Here is a 20,077-nt window from a genome sequence, read left to right as displayed (position 1 = left end):
CCTCAGACCAGCACCGTGCCGCCGTCGACGACGACCACCGAGCCCGTGCTGACGCCGCCGCGCATCAGATAGAGGTACGTCTCGGCGATGTCCTCGGGGCTGGCGACCCGGCCGATGGGCAGGGAGTCGGCCGTGGCCCGGTACAGCTCCGCCCGGTCCGCCTCCGGGAGGTCCCGCCACAGATCGGTGCGGACGACGCCGGGCGCGACCGCGTTCACCCGGACCGGCGCCAGCTCCAGGGCCAGCGCCCGGGTCAGCGCCTCCATCGCACCGCACAGTCCGGCCGCGACGGAGGTACCGGCCATCGGTCGCCGGGCGACGGTGCCCGAGGTCAGCACCACCGAGCCGCCCTCGCGGATCAGCGGGCCGCCGTGCTTGACCACCGCGTACGTGCCCCACAGCCGTGCCTCCAGGAAGGACCGCCCGAGGGTCAGGTCCATGGTGGCCAGCGGCTGGAACGTGAGCGGTTCCCCGGCCGTGAAGACGAGATGGTCGAAGGCGCCGACCCGCCCGAAGAAGGCCTCGACCGACGCCTCGTCGGTCACGTCGAGCGGGTGTCCCTCAGCGCCCTCGGGCAGCAGCTTCAGCGCGCTCTCCACGCGTGACGCGCTGCGTGAGGCGACCACCACGTCGGCGCCCTCCTGTGCGGCCGCCTCCGCGACCGCCAGTCCGATGCCGGACGTGCCTCCGACGACGACGATCCGCTGTCCTTGCAGGCTCATGATGTTTCCCTTCCGCGTGTGGTTCACCGTGATCCAGCCTGCGATCGCACCCCCGCCGCCGTCCAAGACCTCTTTCGGCGTCGGCGATACCCTGAAGACATCGCCGCCGGCCGGACGGAAGGAGCGGGCCATGGACCTCGACCTGCGGAAGGTCCGCTACTTCGTGGCGGTGGCCGAGCTGCTGCACTTCGCGCGCGCGGCGGAGCGGCTGCACATCGCGCAGCCGGTGCTGAGCCGTCAGATCCGGGCGCTGGAGAAGGACGTGGAGGCGACACTCTTCGAACGCGACAGCCACGGCGTGACCTTGACCCCGGCCGGGCATCAACTCCTCGAAGACGCCCGGTACCTGCTCGCGAACGCCGAGGCCGCCCGGAGCCGAGTGCGGCGCGCCGCGAACGGGCCGCGCCGCCTGGTCGTCGGCTTCCGGGCGGGGATCGTGCTGTCGCGGGCCCTGCGCGACTTCTGCGCCGCCCATCCCGACATCGGCGTCGAGGCCCGCCGAGTGGAATGGGACGACCAGGAGGACCTGATCCTCGACGGCACCGTCGACCTGGCCTACGTACGCCGGCCGATCCGCGAGCGCGGCCTGAAACTGCTGCCGCTGTTCACCGAGCGCCGAGTGGCGATGCTCCCCACGGACCACCGGCTCGCAGGCAAGGAGGAACTCGTCGTGGCCGACCTCGACGGCGAGCCACGACTGCGCTACGCGGACCCCGGGCCGGACGACGTCCCCATCCGCACCATCGAGGAGAAGTTCGAGCGCGTGGTGGCCGGACAGGGCATCACCCTCGTCCCGGAATCCGTCGCCGCGCAGTACTCACGCCCCGACATCACCTACGTCCCCGTGACGGACGCCGACCCCGACCAGGTCTACCTCGCCTGGGAGGCGGACCGCCGCTCACCCGTGATCGCGGCGTTCGTGAAACTGGCACAGGGCTGAGGCGAGACCCGCGGCGCAGGGGGCGCTCCCCGCCGGTGGGCCCCGCCGTCGTGTCGCGGGGGGCCGTTCAGCCCTGGGTGGCCGCGGCCCGTAGGGCGATGCGGTCCTGTCCCGCGTACACGTTCATGGAGGTGCCCCGTAGGAAACCGATCAGGGTGAGGCCGGTTTCGGTGGCCAGGTCCACGGCCAGGGAGGAGGGGGCGGAGACGGCGGCCAGGACCGGGATCCCGGCCATGACGGCCTTCTGCGCCAGCTCGAAGGACGCCCGGCCGGAGACCAGGAGGATGGTTCGGGAGAGTGGCAGGTTGCCGTGTTGGAGGGCGCGGCCGATCAGTTTGTCGACGGCGTTGTGGCGTCCGACGTCTTCGCGTATGTCGAGTAGTTCGCCGTCTTCGGTGAAGAGGGCGGCGGCGTGCAGGCCTCCGGTCCGGTCGAACACCTGTTGTGCCGCGCGCAGCCGGTCGGGGAGGCGTGCGAGCAGTTCGGGGTCGAGTCGGACCGGGGGAGTGTCGTTGATGGGCCAGCGGGTGGTCGTGCGGACTGCGTCGAGGCTTGCTTTGCCGCACAGGCCGCAGGAGGAGGTGGTGTATACGTTCCGTTCGAGTGTGATGTCGGGGATGACGACCTCTGGGGCTGTTCTCACGTCTACGACGTTGTAGGTGTTGGAGCCGTCGGTGGTGGCGCCGGCGCAGTAGACGATGTTTTGGAGGTCGTTCTGTTTGGCGAGTACGCCTTCGCTGACGAGGAATCCGGCGGCGAGGGCGAAGTCGTCGCCGGGTGTGCGCATGGTGATGGCGAGGGGTTTGCCGTTGAGTCTGATTTCCAGGGGTTCCTCGGCGACGAGGGTGTCCGGGCGGGTGGAGACCGCCCCGTCCCGGATCCGGATCACCTTGCGTCGTTCCGTGACTCGTCCCATGTCCTGATCAGCCCCGGTTCTGTACGTGCTGGTAGCCGAAACGGCCCTTGATGCAGAGGTTGCCGTGGGTCACCGGGTTGTCGTGCGGGGAGGTGACCTTCACGATCTCATTGTCCTGCACGTGGAGCGTGAGATTGCAGCCACCCGGGCCGGGTCGTCGATGGCAGACGGAATATTGTCTACAGTGCAGGCTTGAGGCGGCAAGGGTTCTCGCAAGACCGGCAGTGGCTCGACGGCGGCTTCGGAAACCGGCCGGTCCGACCGTTCATCGCGTCACGGATACCGCTCACCGCATACGGTCGACGCGCCGCCTTTTCAACTACCTCTGTTCTTTCTACCGTTCGGGATCATGAGTCCCCCTGTCGCACCCGCGGGCTGGAGCCGCTGGCTCGTCCCCCCAGCCGCGCTCTCGGTCCATCTCTCCATCGGCCAGGCCTACGCCTGGAGCGTGTTCAAGCCGCCGCTCGAATCCGCGCTCGACCTCAGCGGCACCCAGAGCGCACTGCCCTTCCAACTCGGCATCGTGATGCTCGGTCTGTCGGCCGCGTTCGGCGGCACGCTCGTGGAGCGCAACGGACCGCGCTGGGCGATGACCGTGGCGCTGGTGTGCTTCTCCTCGGGCTTCCTGCTCTCCGCGCTCGGCGCGGCGACGGAGCAGTACTGGCTGATCGTCTTCGGCTACGGCTTCGTCGGCGGTATCGGCCTCGGTATCGGGTACATCTCGCCCGTCTCCACCCTGATCAAGTGGTTCCCGGACCGACCCGGCATGGCCACCGGCATCGCCATCATGGGCTTCGGCGGCGGCGCGCTGATCGCCTCGCCGTGGAGCGCGCAGATGCTGGAGTCGTTCGGCAGCGACAGCTCCGGGATCGCGCTCGCCTTCCTGGTGCACGGGCTGTCGTACGCCGTGTTCATGCTGCTGGGCGTGCTGCTGGTACGGGTGCCGCGCACGGAGAAGCCGGTCGAGGGTGCGCCGAGTGCCCTTCAGGGCCCGCAGGTCTCCGCGAACCAGGCGATCCGCACCCCGCAGTTCTGGTGCCTGTGGGTCGTGCTCTGCATGAACGTGACCGCGGGCATCGGCATCCTGGAGAAGGCCGCCCCGATGATCACGGACTTCTTCGCGGACACCTCGACCCCGGTCTCGGCGACGGCCGCCGCGGGCTTCGTCGCCCTGCTGTCGGCGGCCAACATGGCGGGCCGCATCGGCTGGTCGTCGACCTCCGACCTGATCGGACGCAAGAACATCTACCGCGTCTATCTGGGCGTCGGCGCGCTGATGTACGCCTCGCTCGCGCTGTTCGGCGACTCCTCCAAGCCGCTGTTCATCCTGAGCGCGCTGGTGATCCTCTCCTTCTACGGCGGCGGCTTCGCGACCGTCCCCGCCTATCTCAAGGACCTCTTCGGCACGTACCAGGTCGGTGCGATCCACGGGCGGCTGCTCACCGCCTGGTCACTGGCCGGAGTCCTCGGACCGCTGATCGTGAACTGGATCGCCGACCGGCAGGAGGAGGCCGGCAAGCACGGCTCGTCCCTGTACGGGACGTCCTTCGTCATCATGATCGGGCTGCTCGTCGTCGGCTTCATCGCCAACGAACTCGTCCGGCCCGTCAACCCCCGCCATCACATCCCCGCACCCACCAGTCAGGAGGCCGTCGATGTCCAACGACAGCAGCCAGAGTCCGCCTGACCGGCGCGGGCTGATCGCCTTCGCCTGGCTGTGGGTGGGGGCGCCGCTCGCCTACGGGCTGTACGAACTCGTACAGAAGGCGACGCAGCTGTTCACCGGGTGACTGTTCGGGAAGTGTTCGGGCGTCCGAGGGCCTGACGGAAGCCGACAACCCGGACGCCCGTTTCCTGTGGCATCACCTGCCGCCGTACCCGCGAGTCACTGATCAGACTGGTGGATCCGCTACCCAAGGCAACGAGGGGGACCACCCATGAACGGCTCGCGGATCGCCGCCGTCGGCCACTACCAGCCCGCCAAGGTACTCACCAACGAGGACCTGGCGGGCATGGTCGACACCAGCGACGAGTGGATCACGAGCCGGGTGGGCATCCGGACGCGCCACATCGCCGGGCCCGACGAGCCGGTGGACGAGCTGGCCGCGCACGCCGCCGCCAAGGCGCTCGCGTCGGCGGGCCTCACACCCGCCGACATCGACCTGGTCCTGGTCGCCACCTCGACGGCCGTCGACCGCTCCCCGAACATGGCCGCCCGGGTCGCCGCCCGGCTGGGGATCCCTTCGCCCGCCGCCATGGACGTGAACGTCGTCTGCGCGGGCTTCACGCACGCGCTGGCCACGGCGGACCACGCCGTACGGGCGGGAGCGGCCGTCCGCGCCCTGGTCATCGGCGCCGACAAGATGTCCGAGGTCACCGACTGGACCGACCGGACCACCTGCGTCCTCGTCGGGGACGGGGCGGGAGCCGCCGTCGTCGAGGCGACGGACGATCCCGGGATCGGGCCCGTGCTGTGGGGCTCGGTGCCGGAGATGGGGCACGCCGTACGGATCGAGGGCACGCCCGCGCGGTTCGCACAGGAGGGGCAGAGCGTCTACCGCTGGGCCACCACCCAGCTGCCGCCCATCGCCCGCAAGGTCTGCGAGAGGGCCGGGTTCGCGCCCGAGGACCTCGCCGCGGTCGTCCTGCACCAGGCCAACCTGCGCATCATCGAGCCCCTCGCCGAGAAGATCGGCGCGGTCAACGCGGTCGTCGCCCGCGATGTCGCCGAATCCGGCAACACCTCCGCCGCCAGCATCCCCCTCGCCCTGTCGAAGCTCGTCGAACAGGGCGAGATCTCCACCGGTGATCAGGTCCTGCTGTTCGGCTTCGGCGGCAATCTCTCCTACGCGGGACAGGTCGTCCGCTGCCCATGAGCTGCGACGACGCCCGGGTGTGACGAGGCCAACTCCGCGTTCCCCTGGCCATGGTGCGCCGTAGACTGTAGACGAAAGGCAATTCATGCTGACGCTACGGCTGCGGTGTACGGCCCTGCCGAGGAGGGGGACCGCGATGTTGTCGACAGGACTGCCGCAGGGAGCTGTGCCCAAGCTCGAACGACCCGGACCGCTGCGCGACCGTGTCTACGAGGCGCTGCTCGAACTCATCACCACCCGCGCCCTCCAGCCCGGCCAGCATCTGGTCGAGAGTGAACTCGCCGGCCATCTAGGGGTGTCGCGTCAGCCGGTGCGCGAGGCGCTGCAGCGGCTCAGCACCGAGGGCTGGGTCGATCTGCGGCCCGCCCAGGGCGCGTTCGTGCACGAGCCGACCGAGGAGGAGGCGGACCAGCTCCTCACGGTCCGTACGCTCCTGGAGGCCGAGGCGGCCCGGCTCGCCGCCGCCAACGCGGGCAGCGCCGGCATCACCACGCTGGAGGAGCTGTGCGCGCAGGGCGAGAAGGCCGTCGCCGCCGACGACGTGGACGGCGCCGTCGCCATGAACGCCCGCTTCCACGCCAAGATCATGGAGCTGGCCGGCAACGCGGTCCTCTCCGAGCTCGCCGCCCAGGTCGACCGCCGCGTCCGCTGGTACTACACGCCGATCGCCCGGCAGCGCGGCAATCAGTCCTGGATCGAACACCGGGACCTGATCGCCGCGATCGCCGAGCGGGACGAGCGGCGCGCCACCGAGCTCATGCGGGAGCACACCGAGCACACGCGCCGCTCGTACCACGCGCGCCAACGGTCGTAGTCCCACTGGGGTTCGCGGTTCAGAACGCGTCGGCGTGCTCCCGCGCCCACTCGGCGAAGGTGTGAGGCGTCCGGCCCGTGACATCCGCGACCGTCGGCTGGACCACCGACTCGTCCAGGGTGCCGTCGACGAAGAAGCTGAAGAAGGCGTCGACGTACGGCTTCGGCATGCGCGCCTCCAGGTCGGCGCGCGCCTCCTCGTGCGTGAGTCCCACGGCGCGCAGGTCCCGGCCCAGCACCTCGCCGAGGATCCGGACCCGGTCGGCGGGCAACAGCGCCTCGGGTCCGGTCAGTTCGAGGGCCCGGCCCGCGAACTCGTCGGACAGCAGGGCGCGGAGGGCGACCTGCGCGATGTCGTACGGGTCGATGTCGGTGGTGTACGCGTCCGGGAACGGCACCCGCACGATGTCGCCCTTGCGGATCTGGTCCGCCAGCTGAAGCGCGTTCGACATGAAACTCGTGCACCGCAGGAACGTCCACGACAGCCCCGACTCGCGCACCGAGCTCTCCGCGTCGATCAGATAGCCGGCGACCGCGTTGCCCGTGTCGCCCGAGCCCGCCGACTTCCCGGACAGCAGGGCGACCCGCTGCACGCCCGCGGCCCGCGCGTCCGCCAGGACCTGCCGCTGCCCTCCGTAGCCGGGCATCAGGAACAGGCCCGTCACGCCGTCCAAGGCGTCCCGCACCGTCTCGGGCCGGTTGAGGTCGCCGGCCGTGACCTCCGCTCCGGCCGGTAACCCGTCCGCCCGGCCGGAACGGCTCAGCGCCCGCACCGGCTGCCCGGCCCCGGCCAGGGCACGGACGAGTTCCGCACCCACGTTTCCCGTGGCACCCGTCACCAGAATCACGCGGTCCCCCTCTGCCGGTCCCGGGCCGCGGCCGGCCCGGGTGTGGTGCCCATCCTGCGGTCCCGGAGCGGGTGGCACCAGGGCATCCGGTGTTTCGGGAGCCATCTTTGTCCTGTGAGTGGAGAAAGTTGGCGGCAATCTCTGCACAGCTTCTTCCCAGCTTCGGCGACCGCTGCTACGTTCCACTCGAAAGCCCGGCAACTGGTGGCCGATTGAGGCGGGGAGGGGCACGTGAGACGCATGACTGCACGACCCGCGAACGCCCACCAGGCCCGCCTGCTCCAGCTGCTGAGGGACGGCGGCCCCAACTCACGGGCCCAGCTGGGCGATCAGGTCGATCTGTCACGGTCGAAGCTGGCCGTGGAGGTGGACCGGCTCCTGGAGACCGGCCTCGTCGTGGCCGACGGACTCGCCGCCTCGCGCGGCGGCCGCCGCTCCCACAACGTCCGGCTCAACCCGGGCCTGCGCTTCCTCGGCGTCGACATCGGCGCGACCTCGGTCGACGTCGCCGTCACCAACGCCGAACTGGAAATCCTCGGCCACCTCAACCAGCCCATGGACGTACGCGAGGGCCCGGTCGCGGTCTTCGAGCAAGTCCTCGCCATGGCCGCGAAGTTGAGGGCCACCGGGCTCGCGGAGGGCTTCGACGGCGCCGGTATCGGCGTCCCGGGGCCGGTCCGCTACCCCGAGGGTGTGCCGGTGGCACCGCCGATCATGCCGGGCTGGGACGGGTTCCCGGTGCGGGAGGCGCTCAGCCAGGACCTCGGCTGCCCGGTCATGGTCGACAACGACGTGAACCTGATGGCCATGGGGGAGCAGCACGCCGGCGTCGCCCGGACCGTGGCCGACTTCCTCTGCGTCAAGATCGGTACCGGCATCGGCTGCGGCATCGTCGTCGGCGGCAACGTCTACCGCGGTACGACGGGCAGCGCGGGCGACATCGGGCACATTCAGGCCGTGCCCGACGGCCGCCCCTGCGCCTGCGGCAACCGGGGCTGCCTGGAGGCCCACTTCAGCGGGGCGGCCCTGGCCCGGGACGCCGTGGAGGCGGCCCAGCAGGGACGGTCCGCCGAACTCGCCTCCCGGCTGGAGGCGTCCGGCACCCTGACCGCCGTGGACGTCGCAGCAGCGGCGGCCGCGGGTGACGCCACCTCCCTCGATCTGATCCGTGAGGGCGGCAACCGCGTCGGCCAGGTCATCGCCGGACTCGTCTCCTTCTTCAACCCCGGCCTGGTGGTGATCGGCGGTGGAGTGACCGGCCTCGGCCACACCCTGCTCGCCGCGCTCCGCACCCAGGTCTACCGCCAGTCGCTGCCTCTGGCGACCGGCAACCTGCCCATCGTTCTGGGGGAGTTGGGCCCCACCGCCGGAGTCATCGGCGCGGCCCGGCTCATCAGCGACCACCTGTTCTCACCCGCGTAAGCAGCACCTTCGCACGGCACGTCCAGCACCGCGCTCCTGCTTTGCCCTGCCCTGAAACCGGCCCGCACGCCCGCCAAGGGGAAGCCACATGGCACCAGAATCTCCGCTGCTCAGCATGTCCGGCATCACCAAGTCGTTCCCCGGAGTCCGGGCCCTCGACGGCGTCGACCTCGATGTCCAGGCCGGTGAAGTGCACTGTCTGCTCGGCCAGAACGGGGCCGGGAAGTCCACCATGATCAAGGTCCTGGCCGGTGCCCACCAGCCGGACACCGGCACGATCCACTGGCGCGGCGAAGCGGTCACGCTCCGCTCGCCGATCGCCGCCATGCGCCTCGGCATCGCCACCATCTACCAGGAACTCGACCTGGTGGAGCACCTGTCGGTGGCCGAGAACGTCCACCTGGGCCATGAACCCACGGCCGCCGGTTTCGTCGTACGACGCAAGTCCGCACGCGAGTCGACGGCCGCGCTGCTCCGGCGCCTCGGGCATCCGGAGATCGATCCGGCGCGGCTCGTCGGCGAGTTGTCGGCGGCGCAGCAGCAGATCGTGTCAATGGCGCGGGCGCTCTCCCACGACGTACGGCTGATCGTGATGGACGAACCGTCCGCCGCGCTCGACCCGGACGAGGTCGACAACCTCTTCCGGATCGTGTCCGACCTGACCGCCGACGGGGTGGCCGTCGTCTACATCTCGCACCGTCTGGAGGAGATCCGTCGCATCGGCGACCGGGTCACCGTCCTCAAGGACGGGCGGGCCGTGGCGGTCGGACTGCCCGCGAAGTCGACACCGACGCGTGAGGTCGTGGCGCTGATGACCGGCCGGAACGTCGAGTACGTCTTCCCGGACCGGCCCTCGCGCGATGCCTCGGGGAGTCCGCTGCTGGAGGTGCAAGGGCTGTCCAGGGAAGGCGAGTTCGAGCCCCTCGACCTGACGGTGCACCCCGGAGAGATCGTCGGCCTGGCCGGTCTCGTCGGCTCCGGCCGCTCCGAGATCCTGGAGACGATCTACGGCGCCCGCAAGGCAGGCTCGGGACAGGTCCGCGTGGACGGGCGGCCGCTCAGGCCCGGCAGCGTGCGAGCCGCCGTCCGTGCCGGACTCGGGCTCGCCCCGGAGGAACGCAAGGCGCAGGCACTGCTGATGCTGGAGTCCGTCACCAACAACGTGTCGGTCTCCTCCATGGCCCGCTTCTCGCACGGCGGCTGGGTCGACCGGGGCGCCGAACAGAAGGCGGCGCGGGCCGCGACGCGCGAGCTGTCCCTGCGCCCCGACAACCCCGCCGTGCCCATCCGCACCCTGTCCGGCGGCAACCAGCAGAAGGCGGTCCTCGCCCGCTGGCTGCTGCGCGGCTGCCGGGTGCTACTGCTCGACGAACCGACCCGCGGCGTCGACGTCGGCGCCCGCGCCGAGCTGTACGCGGTGATCCGCCGCCTCGCCGACGAAGGACTCGGCGTGCTGCTGGTCTCCAGCGAGGTGCCCGAGGTGCTCGGCCTCGCCGACCGCGTGCTGGTGCTGCGCGAGGGGCGAGTCGTCCACGAGGCGCCCGCCCGCGAGCTCGACGAACACCGTGTACTCGACCTCGTCATGGAAGGAAGTCCGGCGTCATGACGCAGCACGTCTCCCCGCCCCGGGGCGGCACCGAAAAGACGGCCCCGGTGGGCCGACCACCCGTCTGGCGGGGGATGTTGGCAACCGCCGACATCCGTACGCTCTCCCTTCTCGGCGTGCTCGCCGCGCTGATCGTGATCGGCGGCATCACCAAGCCCGACGAGTTCCTCGACACCCGCAACCTCCAACTGGTCCTCACCCAGGGCTCGGTGATCGGTGTCGTCACGGTCGGTATGACCTTCGTCATCATCTCCGGCGGCATCGACCTCTCCGTCGGCGCGATCGTCGCCCTCGCCTCGGTCTGGGCGACCACCGTCGCCACCCAGGAGTACGGCTTCGCGGGCATCCTCTTCACGGCGGTGCTCGTCGGAGTGGGCTGCGGCCTGGTCAACGGACTGCTCATCGCGTACGGCGGGATGGTCCCGTTCATCGCCACGCTCGCCATGCTGGCCTCGGCGCGCGGACTGGCGCTCCAGATCACCGACGGCAAGACCCAGATCGTCACCGTGGAAGGCATCCTGGACCTCGGCGAGCGCGACTCGTACGTCCTCGGCATCCCACCGCTCGTGATGGTCTTCGCCGTCGTCACCGTCATCGGCTGGCTGATCCTGAACCGGACCACCTTCGGCCGCCGCTCCGTCGCCGTCGGCGGCAACGCGGAGGCCGCCCGGCTGGCCGGCATCGACGTACGCCGCCAGCGGCTCTACCTCTACCTGCTGTCCGGACTGTGCTGCGGCATCGCCGCGTTCCTGCTGATCATCCTGTCCGGCTCGGGTCAGAACACCAACGGCAACCTGTACGAACTCGACGCCATCGCGGCGGCGATCATCGGCGGCACGCTGCTCAGCGGGGGCCGCGGCACCATCGTCGGCTCCGTGCTCGGCGTTCTGATCTTCACCACGATCACCAACATCTTCGCCCTGAACAACCTGCAGAGCGACGTCCAGCAGATCGCCAAGGGCGCGATCATCGTCGCCGCCGTGCTGGTCCAGCGCCGTACCGCAAGCACGACTTGAGGAAAGGGTTCACCGAAATGTCAGAGCTCACGAGCCGTAGAGGACTGCTCTTCGGGGCCGCCGCCGTCTCCGCCGGTGCCCTCCTTACAGGTTGCACGAGTAACGAGTCGAGCGACGACGAGCCGGCCGCGAACGACCAGCCCGCCGCCGAGGACAAGCCCGGCAAGCAGGTCACCATCGGCTTCGCCGGACCGCAGGCCGACCACGGCTGGCTCAACGCGATCAACGACAACGCCAAGAACCGGGCCGAGAAGTACTCCGACGTCACGCTGGAGATCACCGAGGGCTCCAACGACACGGCCGCGCAGATCGGCCAGATAGAGACCCTGATCAACAAGAAGGTCGACGTCCTGGTGGTGCTGCCCGCCGACGGCAAGGCGCTCACCCAGGTCGGGTTGCAGGCGATGCGCGCGGGCATCCCGGTCGTCAACCTCGACCGGATCTTCAACACCCCGCAGGCGTACCGCTGCTGGATCGGCGGCGACAACTACGGCATGGGCCTCAACGCCGGTCACTACATCGGCGAGAAGCTCAAGGGGAAGTCGAACGCCCGCGTCATCGAACTGGCCGGGCTCGACAACCTGGAGCTGACCCAGCAGCGCACCAAGGGCTTCGACGACGCGCTCAAGAACTACCCCAACGTGAAGAAGGTGGCCCGCCAGGCGGCCGAGTTCACGGTGGAGTCCGGGCAGGCCAAGATGGCCCAGCTCCTCCAGGCCCAGTCGAATTTCGACGCCCTGTGGAACCACGACGACGACCAGGGCGTGGGTGCGCTGCGCGCCATCGAGCAGGCCGGACGGGACGACTTCCTGATGGTCGGCGGCGCGGGCGCGCTCTCCGCCTTCCAGGCCATCAAGCAGGACGACGGCGTACTCAAGGCGACCGTCCTCTACCCGCCGACCATGGCCGCGTCCGCGATCGACCTCGCCCGCGCACTCGGCCAGGGCAAGGGCGTCAGCGGCCTCGCCGAGTTCGAGATCCCGGCCTCGATGACGCTCTACTCGGCCGTCGTCGACAAGACCAACGTCGACCAGTACATGTCCACCGGCTTCAAGTAAGCGCGCCCGGACACCCGGGTCCGGCCCGCGCACCGGGCCGGACCCCACCCCCCACCGCGCCACGACGACGAGGAGGACCACTCCATGGGACAGCCGAACCCGCCGGCGGGAGCCGAGCCCGACAAGCCGCCGCTCCGTGTCGGCATGGTCGGGTACGCCTTCATGGGCGCCGCCCACTCGCAGGGCTGGCGTACCGCGGGCCGTGTCTTCGATCTGCCCCTGCGCCCGGAGCTGACCGCGATCTGCGGACGGGACGGAGCCGCCGTGCGCGCCGCTGCCGACCGGCACGGGTGGGCGACGGCCGAGACCGACTGGCGGGCCCTGATCGCGCGGGACGACATCGACCTCGTCGACATCTGCACCCCCGGCGACAGCCACGCCGAGATCGCCGTCGCCGCCCTGGCCGCCGGCAAGCACGTCCTGTGCGAGAAGCCCCTCGCGAACACCGTCGAGGAGGCGGAGGCCATGACGGTGGCCGCTCGGGCGGCCGTGGAGCGCGGCCAGTTGGCGATGGTCGGCTTCAACTACCGCCGGGTGCCCGCCACCGCCCTCGCCCGGCAGATGATCGCCGACGGCAGGCTCGGCGGGCTGCGGCACATCAGAGTGACGTACCTTCAGGACTGGCTCGTCGACCCCGACTTCCCGCTCACCTGGCGGCTGCGCAAGGAACTGGCCGGCTCGGGCGCCCTCGGCGACCTGGGCGCCCACATCATCGACCTCGCGCAGTACCTCGCGGGAGAGCAGCTGACCGGGGTGTCCGCGATCACGGAGACGTTCGTGCGCGAACGACCGCTGCCGGGCGGGGCCGTGAAGGGCCTCGCCGCCGTGTCGGCCGCGGGCACGGGCGCGGTGACCGTGGACGACGCCGCCCTGTTCACCGGCCGCTTCCCCTCCGGCGCCCTCGCCTCCTTCGAGGCCACCCGGTACGCCACCGGCCGTAAGAACGCCCTGCGCATCGAACTCAACGGCGAGCGCGGCTCGTTGGCCTTCGACCTGGAGCGGCTCAACGAACTCTCGTACCACGACGGTACGGAGCCCGGCACGCACGCCGGCTTCCGCCGCATCCTCGTCACCGAACCCGACCACCCCTACCTGGACGCCTGGTGGCCGCCCGGGCACGGCCTCGGCTACGAGCACACCTTCGTCCACCAGGCCCGCGACCTCGTCCACGCCATCGCCGAGGGCCGCCAGCCGCAGCCCTCCTTCGCGGACGGCCTCCAGGTGCAGCGCGTCCTGGCGGCGGTCGAGGAGAGCGCCGAGAAGAACTCCGTCTACACACCCATAGCCGTCTGAGGAGGCCTTTCAGCCATGCCGCGGAACTTCACGCTCTTCACCGGCCAGTGGGCCGACCTCCCGCTCGAGGAGGTCTGCGGCCTCGCCCGCGACTTCGGCTACGACGGACTCGAACTCGCCTGCTGGGGCGACCACTTCGAGGTCGACAAGGCCCTCGCGGACCCGTCGTACCTGAAGTCCAGGCACGAACTGCTCGACAAGTACGGCCTCAAGTGCTGGGCGATCTCCAACCACCTCGTCGGCCAGGCCGTCTGCGACGCCATCATCGACGAACGCCACCAGGCGATCCTGCCCGCCCGCATCTGGGGCGACGGCGAAGCGGAAGGCGTACGGCAGCGCGCGGCCGCCGAGATCGCCGACACCGCACGTGCCGCGAGCGCCTTCGGCGTCGACACCGTCATCGGCTTCACCGGCTCCGCGATCTGGCACCTGGTCGCGATGTTCCCCCCGGCCCCCGAGTCGATGATCGACCGCGGCTACGAGGACTTCGCCGAGCGCTGGAACCCGATCCTCGACGTCTTCGACCGGGAAGGCGTGCGGTTCGCCCACGAGGTCCACCCGAGCGAGATCGCCTACGACTACTGGACGACCCAGCGCGCTCTGGAGGCAGTCGACCACCGGCCCGCCTTCGGCCTGAACTTCGACCCCTCCCACTTCGTGTGGCAGGACCTCGACCCGGTCGGCTTCCTCTGGGACTTCCGCGACCGCATCTACCACGTCGACTGCAAGGAAGCCCGCAAGCGGCTCGACGGCCGCAACGGCCGCCTCGGCTCGCACCTGCCCTGGGGCGACCCGCGCCGCGGCTGGGACTTCGTGTCCGCGGGCCACGGCGACGTCCCGTGGGAGGACGTCTTCCGCATGCTCCGCTCCATCGACTACCAGGGCCCCATCTCGGTCGAGTGGGAGGACGCCGGCATGGACCGGCTCCAGGGCGCACCCGAGGCGCTGACCCGCCTCAAGGCATACGACTTCGAGCCGCCGTCGGCCTCCTTCGACGCGGCGTTCGGCAACTGAGCTCATCTCACGTCTCCGGGGTGACGGCGCACCCCGGCGCACAGCACCCGCATGGACAACCGGCCCCATTCTGGAGGCACCCGTGCACGCGAACGACCGCACCACCAGCACCGACAGAATCGAGACCCACAGACGACGCCGGCCCTTCCGAAAGGCGGTCGCCCTGCTCAGCGGGGCGCTGCTGGCGGCCGCCTCCCTCACCCTCGTGGCGCCCCCTGCCGTCGCCGAACCGGCCGCGGCCGCCGAGGACTTCCAGCAGGTGACCCTCGCCAAGGGCGAGCCCGAGGTCGGCGAGCCCATGTCCCTCGCGGTCCTCCCGGACCGCTCGGTCCTGCACACCTCACGCGACGGCGAACTCCGCATCACCGACGCGGCGGGCAACACCAAGCTCGCGGGCAAGCTCGACGTCTACTCGCACGACGAGGAAGGCCTCCAGGGCGTGGGCGTCGACCCGGGCTTCGCGGAGAACCGGTTCATATACCTCTACTACGCGCCCCCGTTGAACACACCCGCGGGCGACGCCCCCGAGACCGGCACGGCCGCCGACTTCGCCCCCTTCGACGGCGTCAACCGCCTCTCCCGCTTCGTGCTGAAGACGGACGGCACCCTCGACACCGCCAGCGAGACGAAGATCCTCGACGTCGCGGCCTCCCGCGGCCTGTGCTGCCACGTCGGCGGCGACATCGACTTCGACGCGGCCGGCAACCTGTATCTGTCGACGGGCGACGACTCCAACCCGTTCCAGTCGGACGGCTTCACGCCCATCGACGAGCGCGCCGACCGCAACCCGGCCTTCGACGCCCAGCGTTCGGCCGGCAACACCAACGACCTGCGCGGCAAGATCCTGCGCATCAAGGTGAACGCCGACGGCTCGTACGCCATCCCGGACGGCAACCTCTTCGCACCCGGCACGGACAAGACGCGGCCCGAGATCTACGCGATGGGCTTCCGCAACCCGTTCCGCTTCAGCGTCGACAAGGCCACCGGCATCCTCTACGTCGGCGACTACGGCCCCGACGCGGGCGCCGCCGACCCGGCGCGCGGACCGGCCGGCCAGGTCGAGTTCGCCCGGGTCACCGGCCCCGGCAACTTCGGCTGGCCGTACTGCACCGGCGACAACGACGCCTACGTGGACTACGACTTCGCGACCAAGACATCGGGCGCCGCCTTCGACTGCGCGGCTCCGAAGAACACCTCGCCCCACAACACCGGTCTGACCGACCTGCCGCCGGCCCAGGCCGCCTGGATCCCGTACGACGGCGCGTCCGTGCCCGAGTTCGGTGACGGTTCCGAGTCCCCGATGGGCGGGCCGGTCTACCACTACGACCCCGCGCTCGACTCGCCGGTGAAGTTCCCCCAGGCGTACGACGGTGACTTCTTCGCGGGCGAGTTCGGCCGCCGCTGGATCAAGCGCATCGAGAGCGACGCAGGCGGCAGCGTGCAGTCCATCAACGACATCCCGTGGACCGGCACCCAGATCATGGACATGACCTTCGGCCCGGACGGCGCGCTGTACGTCCTCGACTACGGCACCGCGTGGTTCGGCGGCGACGAGCACTCCGCCCTGTACCGGATCGAGAACGCGACCGACGGCCACTCCCCGGTCGCGCAGGCCGCGGCGAACGTCACCTCCGGCCAGGCACCGCTGAAGGTGCGCTTCTCGTCCGAGGGCACGAGCGACCAGGACGGCGACGCACTCACCTACAGCTGGGACTTCGGCGACGGCGGTACGTCGACCTCCGCGAGCCCCTCACACACGTACAAGAAGAACGGGACGTACACGGCGACGCTGACCGCGAAGGACGCGAGCGGCCGGACCGGTGGTGCGAGCGTGCAGGTCGTGGTGGGGAACACCGCGCCGAACGTGGTGCTGCAACTCCCCGAGGACGGACAGCTGTTCGGCTTCGGGGACGCGATTCCCTTCAAGGTGAAGGTCACCGACCGCGAGGACGGCAAGACCATCGACTGCTCCAAGGTCAAGGTCACCTTCATCCTCGGCCACGACAGCCACGGCCACCCGCAGACCTCGGCCAACGGCTGCACCGGCACCATCCAGACCAGCGCCGACGGCGGCCACGACCCGAACGCCAACATCTTCGGGGTCATGGACGCCGAGTACACCGACGGCGGAGGCGGCGGCCAGGCCCCGCTGACCACCCACGACCAGGCCGCCCTCCAGCCCAAGCACCGCCAGGCCGAGCACTTCGGCAACGGCTCCGGCGTCTCGATCGTCACCAAGGACACCGCGAACGGCGGCAAGACGGTCGGCGACATCAACAACGGCGACTGGATCTCCTTCGAGCCGTACGCCCTGAGCAACGCCAAGAGCCTCACCGCGCGCATCGCCTCCGGCGGCGCGGGCGGCACGCTCGAGATCCGCGCGGGCTCGTCGACCGGCCGGCTGCTCGGCAAGGCGACCGTCCCGACGACCGGCGGCTGGGGGAACTTCCAGGACGTCACCGCAGGCCTGTCCCGCGCACCCCGCGGCACGACCACGCTCTATCTGGTCTTCAAGGGGAGCGGCACCGGCGCCCTGTACGACGTCGACGACTTCACCTTCACGACGAGTTGAGGGGAGGAGCTGTGATGCACTCAACCAGCCGACTGGCAACCGCGGTTGTGGGCGCGGCCCTCGTCCTCGGATGCGTCTCGGGGCCGGCCGCGTCGGACTCCGACGCGGCCGCGGGGCGGGTACTGGTCTTCTCCAAGACGGCCGGCTTCCGCCACGACTCCATCCCGGACGGGGTGGCGGCCCTCAAGGAACTCGGCGCGACAAGCGGCTACACGGTCGACGCGACCGAGGACGCGGGCGCTTTCACGCCGAAGAACCTGCGGCGCTACGACGCCGTGGTCTTCCTGTCCACGACCGGGGATGTCCTGGGCGGCAAGCAACAGCGCGCCTTCGAGGGCTACATCCGGCACGGCGGCGGCTACATGGGCATCCATGCGGCGGCCGACACCGAGTACGACTGGGCGTTCTACGGTGGCCTCACCGGTGCGTATTTCGAGTCGCACCCGGCGATCCAGCGTGCGACGGTGCACGTCGAGGACCGCGCACACCCCGCGACCGCGGGTCTGAACGCCGCCTGGGACCGGACGGACGAGTGGTACAACTACCGCTCCAACCCCCGGGAGAATGCCCACGTCCTCGCCACGCTGGACGAGTCGTCGTACACCGGCGGCACCATGGCGGACGACCACCCGATCGCCTGGTGCCAGGAATACAAGGGCGGCCGCTCCTTCTACACGGGCGGCGGCCACACCAAGGAGTCCTACGCCGACCCCGCCTTCCGGCAGCACCTGCTGGGCGGGCTCCGCTGGACGACCGGCGACGCCCAGGCCGACTGCCGACCGGAGAACGACTACCGCTCGCTCTTCGACGGCACGGCCGACTCGCTCGCCGACTGGCAGCAGGCGGGCCCCGGTTCGTTCGTCCTGAACGACGACGGCACGCTCACGACGACCGGCGGCCTCGGCATGCTCTGGTACGCCGGCCAAGGCTTCGGCGCGTACTCGCTGAAGCTCGACTGGAAGGTGGACGGAGACGACAATTCCGGTGTATTCGTGGGATTTCCGCCCTCGGACGATCCGTGGTCGGCTGTCAACAACGGCTATGAGATCCAGATCGACGCCACGGACGTACCGGAGAAGACGACCGGGTCCGTCTACGGCTTCCAGTCCGCCGACCTGGCCGAGCGCGATCGTGCGCTGAACCCGCCGGGAGAGTGGAACACGTACGAGATCCGCGTGCAGGGCGAACGCCTCACGGTGTGGCTCAACGGCGTGCAGATCAACGACTTCACCAACACCGATCCGGCCCGGAGCCTGCGCGACGGACACGTCGGCATCCAGAACCACGGAGGCGACGACCAGGTGTCCTTCCGCGACATCCGGATCAAGGAACTGCCCGCGAAGGGGTCGACGACCTCGGCCTCTCCGGGCGACTGAACGGCGACGGGCGGGGGACGCCGGACCCCCGCCCGTCGTCCCCCCACTCGTGCGCGGGGTCTCGTGCATGACGGTTCGCGTGCGGCGTCCGAGTCTGTCGCCTCACGCCACGGCGTTCGCGGACGACGGTTCGCGGACGACGGCTCATGCACGGCGTTCGCACACGGTGTTCGCGTACGACAAGGAGGCTGCCCATGTCCGCGTCCCTTTCCCGACCGCCTCGTGTGGGCGTATGGCTGATCGGAGCCCGCGGCTCCGTGGCCACGACCGTCGTCGCGGGGTGTGCCGCCGTGACCGCGGGCCTGCATCCGCCCACCGGCATGGTCACCGAGACCCCCGACTTCACGGACTGCGGCCTGCCGCCCCTGTCCTCCCTCGTCTTCGGCGGCCACGACACGGTCGACTGCCCCCTGCCGAAGCGCGCCGAGGCCCTGGCGGCGGGCGGCGTCCTGCCACCGGGACTCCCCGCGGCCATCGCGTCCGAACTGGCCGCGGCGGACCAGGAGATCAGGCCCGGCGGCCCGGCTCCCGGAGACACCCGGGACGAGGACGACCTGATCACCGCCTTCGCCGCCGACATCCAGGACTTCGTACGACGGTGTGGTCTGGCGCGGGCGGTGGTGGTGAACGTGGCCTCCACCGAGCCACCGGCCAACGGCGCCGCGCTGCCGCCGAGTTCCCTGTACGCGGCGGCCGCCCTCCGCGCGGGCTGCCCCTACGTCAACTTCACCCCGTCGACCGGCCTGCACCACCCTTCGCTCGCCGCCTCGGCCGAGGCGAGCGGTCTGCCGTACGCGGGCCGCGACGGCAAGACCGGCCAGACACTGCTGCGTTCGGCGCTGGGCCCGATGTTCGCGCAGCGCGCGCTCGCGGTCCGGGCGTGGTCCGGCACGAACCTGCTGGGCGGCGGCGACGGCGCGGCGCTCGCCGACCCCGGTGCCGCGGCGGCGAAGAACGCCGGCAAGGAGCGGGTGCTCGCGGAGACCCTGGGCGCCGTCCCCGAGGGCGAGGTCCACATCGACGACGTCCCCGCGCTCGGCGACTGGAAGACCGCGTGGGACCACATCGCCTTCGACGGCTTCCTCGGCACCCGGATGATCCTCCAGACCATCTGGCAGGGCTGCGACTCGGCGCTCGCGGCGCCACTCGTCCTGGACCTGGCCCGGCTGGTGGCCCGCGCCCACGAGACCGGCGCGTCCGGCCCGCTCTCCGAACTCGGCTTCTTCTTCAAGGACCCGGTGGGGGAGGGTCCTTCGGCTCTTGGCGAGCAGTACGTGGTGTTGCGGGAGTTCGGGGGGCGGTTGCGGGATGCGGGGGATGCGGGGGATGCGGGGGATGCGAGGGATGTGGGGGGCGGTGCAGGGGCCGAGGTCGCGGGGGAGCCGGGGAGTGGGTCCGTGCCGCGGGTTGGGGAGCAGCGATGAGCGGGGGGAGCGAGAGGGCTGAAAGGGCTGAAGGGGCTGAAGGGGCTGAAGGGGCTGGGAGGGCATGGCTGCGTGCCGTGGGTGACGGGGTGACGGGGTCGCGAGCTGCGCGGCAGGGTGAGGGGGCGGCGGTGCGGGGTGCGGGCGAGGTTGGTGCCGGTGCCGGTGCCGGTGCCGGTAC

Annotated in this window: 17 protein-coding genes and 1 pseudogene; 14 read left to right on the top strand and 4 right to left on the bottom strand. The window is 70.6% G+C overall.

All coding sequences use genetic code 11. The features are described 5' to 3' along the window. Positions 1–2: 2 nt before the first annotated feature. Positions 3–722, bottom strand: coding sequence for an SDR family oxidoreductase (locus ACIHFB_RS16925; protein ID WP_400127191.1), 720 nt, complete (start codon positions 720–722; stop codon positions 3–5). A gap of 130 nt (positions 723–852) precedes the next feature. Between ACIHFB_RS16925 and ACIHFB_RS16920 the strand changes: the two genes are divergently transcribed. Next, a complete protein-coding gene (locus ACIHFB_RS16920) occupies positions 853–1,662 on the top strand; it encodes a LysR substrate-binding domain-containing protein (RefSeq protein WP_365273559.1) in 810 nt (269 codons plus the stop codon). 67 nt (positions 1,663–1,729) lie between these two features. Here ACIHFB_RS16920 and fdhD read toward each other — a convergent pair whose 3' ends face one another. After that, on the bottom strand, positions 1,730–2,578 hold the full coding sequence (gene fdhD, locus ACIHFB_RS16915; RefSeq protein WP_400127190.1) for a formate dehydrogenase accessory sulfurtransferase FdhD: 849 nt from the start codon (positions 2,576–2,578) through the stop codon (positions 1,730–1,732). Between the two features lie 7 nt (positions 2,579–2,585). Next, positions 2,586–2,720 (bottom strand): annotated as a pseudogene (locus ACIHFB_RS16910) (Fe-S-binding domain-containing protein); the annotation flags it as partial. A gap of 207 nt (positions 2,721–2,927) precedes the next feature. Here ACIHFB_RS16910 and ACIHFB_RS16905 point away from each other — a divergent pair. The 4 genes from ACIHFB_RS16905 (at position 2,928) to ACIHFB_RS16890 (ending at position 6,268) form a co-directional block, all read left to right on the top strand. Next, the gene (locus ACIHFB_RS16905) at positions 2,928–4,265 is read left to right on the top strand and encodes an OFA family MFS transporter (protein WP_400127189.1); all 1,338 of its coding nucleotides are present in this window, start codon (positions 2,928–2,930) and stop codon (positions 4,263–4,265) included. Then, positions 4,234–4,368 (top strand): hypothetical protein, encoded by a 135-nt coding sequence (locus tag ACIHFB_RS16900; RefSeq protein ID WP_015656642.1) that lies wholly within the window; start codon positions 4,234–4,236, stop codon positions 4,366–4,368. Before ACIHFB_RS16905 ends, ACIHFB_RS16900 begins: the two co-directional genes overlap by 32 nt. Before the next feature lie 147 nt (positions 4,369–4,515). Further along, complete coding sequence (locus ACIHFB_RS16895) at positions 4,516–5,454, top strand: beta-ketoacyl-ACP synthase III (protein ID WP_365273549.1); 939 nt, start codon at positions 4,516–4,518, stop codon at positions 5,452–5,454. Between the two features lie 136 nt (positions 5,455–5,590). Then, a complete protein-coding gene (locus ACIHFB_RS16890; RefSeq protein ID WP_400127188.1) occupies positions 5,591–6,268 on the top strand; it encodes a GntR family transcriptional regulator in 678 nt (225 codons plus the stop codon). Between the two features lie 19 nt (positions 6,269–6,287). On the opposite strand, the gene ACIHFB_RS16885 is transcribed toward ACIHFB_RS16890, so the two are convergent. Beyond that, positions 6,288–7,115: an NAD(P)H-binding protein gene (locus ACIHFB_RS16885; RefSeq protein WP_400127187.1), complete on the bottom strand. Its 828-nt coding sequence runs from the start codon at positions 7,113–7,115 to the stop codon at positions 6,288–6,290. Between the two features lie 240 nt (positions 7,116–7,355). Here ACIHFB_RS16885 and ACIHFB_RS16880 point away from each other — a divergent pair, with 240 nt between their 5' ends. From ACIHFB_RS16880 to ACIHFB_RS16840, 9 genes are all read left to right on the top strand, one after another. Next, positions 7,356–8,537 carry an ROK family transcriptional regulator gene (locus tag ACIHFB_RS16880; RefSeq protein ID WP_365273541.1) on the top strand — a complete coding sequence of 394 codons (1,182 nt, stop codon included), beginning with the start codon at positions 7,356–7,358 and terminating at the stop codon, positions 8,535–8,537. A gap of 88 nt (positions 8,538–8,625) precedes the next feature. After that, positions 8,626–10,143: a sugar ABC transporter ATP-binding protein gene (locus ACIHFB_RS16875; RefSeq protein ID WP_365273538.1), complete on the top strand. Its 1,518-nt coding sequence runs from the start codon at positions 8,626–8,628 to the stop codon at positions 10,141–10,143. Continuing rightward, entirely contained in the window at positions 10,140–11,159 is a 1,020-nt protein-coding gene (locus ACIHFB_RS16870) for an ABC transporter permease (RefSeq protein ID WP_365273535.1), read from the top strand. Before ACIHFB_RS16875 ends, ACIHFB_RS16870 begins: the two co-directional genes overlap by 4 nt. 17 nt (positions 11,160–11,176) lie before the next feature. Then, entirely contained in the window at positions 11,177–12,217 is a 1,041-nt protein-coding gene (locus tag ACIHFB_RS16865) for a substrate-binding domain-containing protein (protein ID WP_365273532.1), read from the top strand. A gap of 84 nt (positions 12,218–12,301) precedes the next feature. Beyond that, positions 12,302–13,510, top strand: coding sequence for a Gfo/Idh/MocA family protein (locus ACIHFB_RS16860; RefSeq protein WP_400127186.1), 1,209 nt, complete (start codon positions 12,302–12,304; stop codon positions 13,508–13,510). A 15-nt stretch (positions 13,511–13,525) separates the two neighbouring features. Beyond that, the gene (locus ACIHFB_RS16855; protein WP_365273526.1) at positions 13,526–14,524 is read left to right on the top strand and encodes a sugar phosphate isomerase/epimerase family protein; all 999 of its coding nucleotides are present in this window, start codon (positions 13,526–13,528) and stop codon (positions 14,522–14,524) included. Positions 14,525–14,606: 82 nt separating this feature from the next. Further along, the gene (locus tag ACIHFB_RS16850) at positions 14,607–17,096 is read left to right on the top strand and encodes a PQQ-dependent sugar dehydrogenase (RefSeq protein ID WP_400127185.1); all 2,490 of its coding nucleotides are present in this window, start codon (positions 14,607–14,609) and stop codon (positions 17,094–17,096) included. A 14-nt stretch (positions 17,097–17,110) separates the two neighbouring features. Further along, positions 17,111–18,472: a ThuA domain-containing protein gene (locus ACIHFB_RS16845; RefSeq protein ID WP_365273520.1), complete on the top strand. Its 1,362-nt coding sequence runs from the start codon at positions 17,111–17,113 to the stop codon at positions 18,470–18,472. A gap of 194 nt (positions 18,473–18,666) precedes the next feature. Next, entirely contained in the window at positions 18,667–19,896 is a 1,230-nt protein-coding gene (locus ACIHFB_RS16840; protein ID WP_400127184.1) for an inositol-3-phosphate synthase, read from the top strand. Positions 19,897–20,077: the final 181 nt, after the last annotated feature.

The sequence above is a fragment of the Streptomyces sp. NPDC051963 genome (genome assembly GCF_044593495.1).
GTDB lineage: Bacteria > Actinomycetota > Actinomycetes > Streptomycetales > Streptomycetaceae > Streptomyces.
This window is presented reverse-complemented; position numbering and strand designations above follow the sequence as displayed.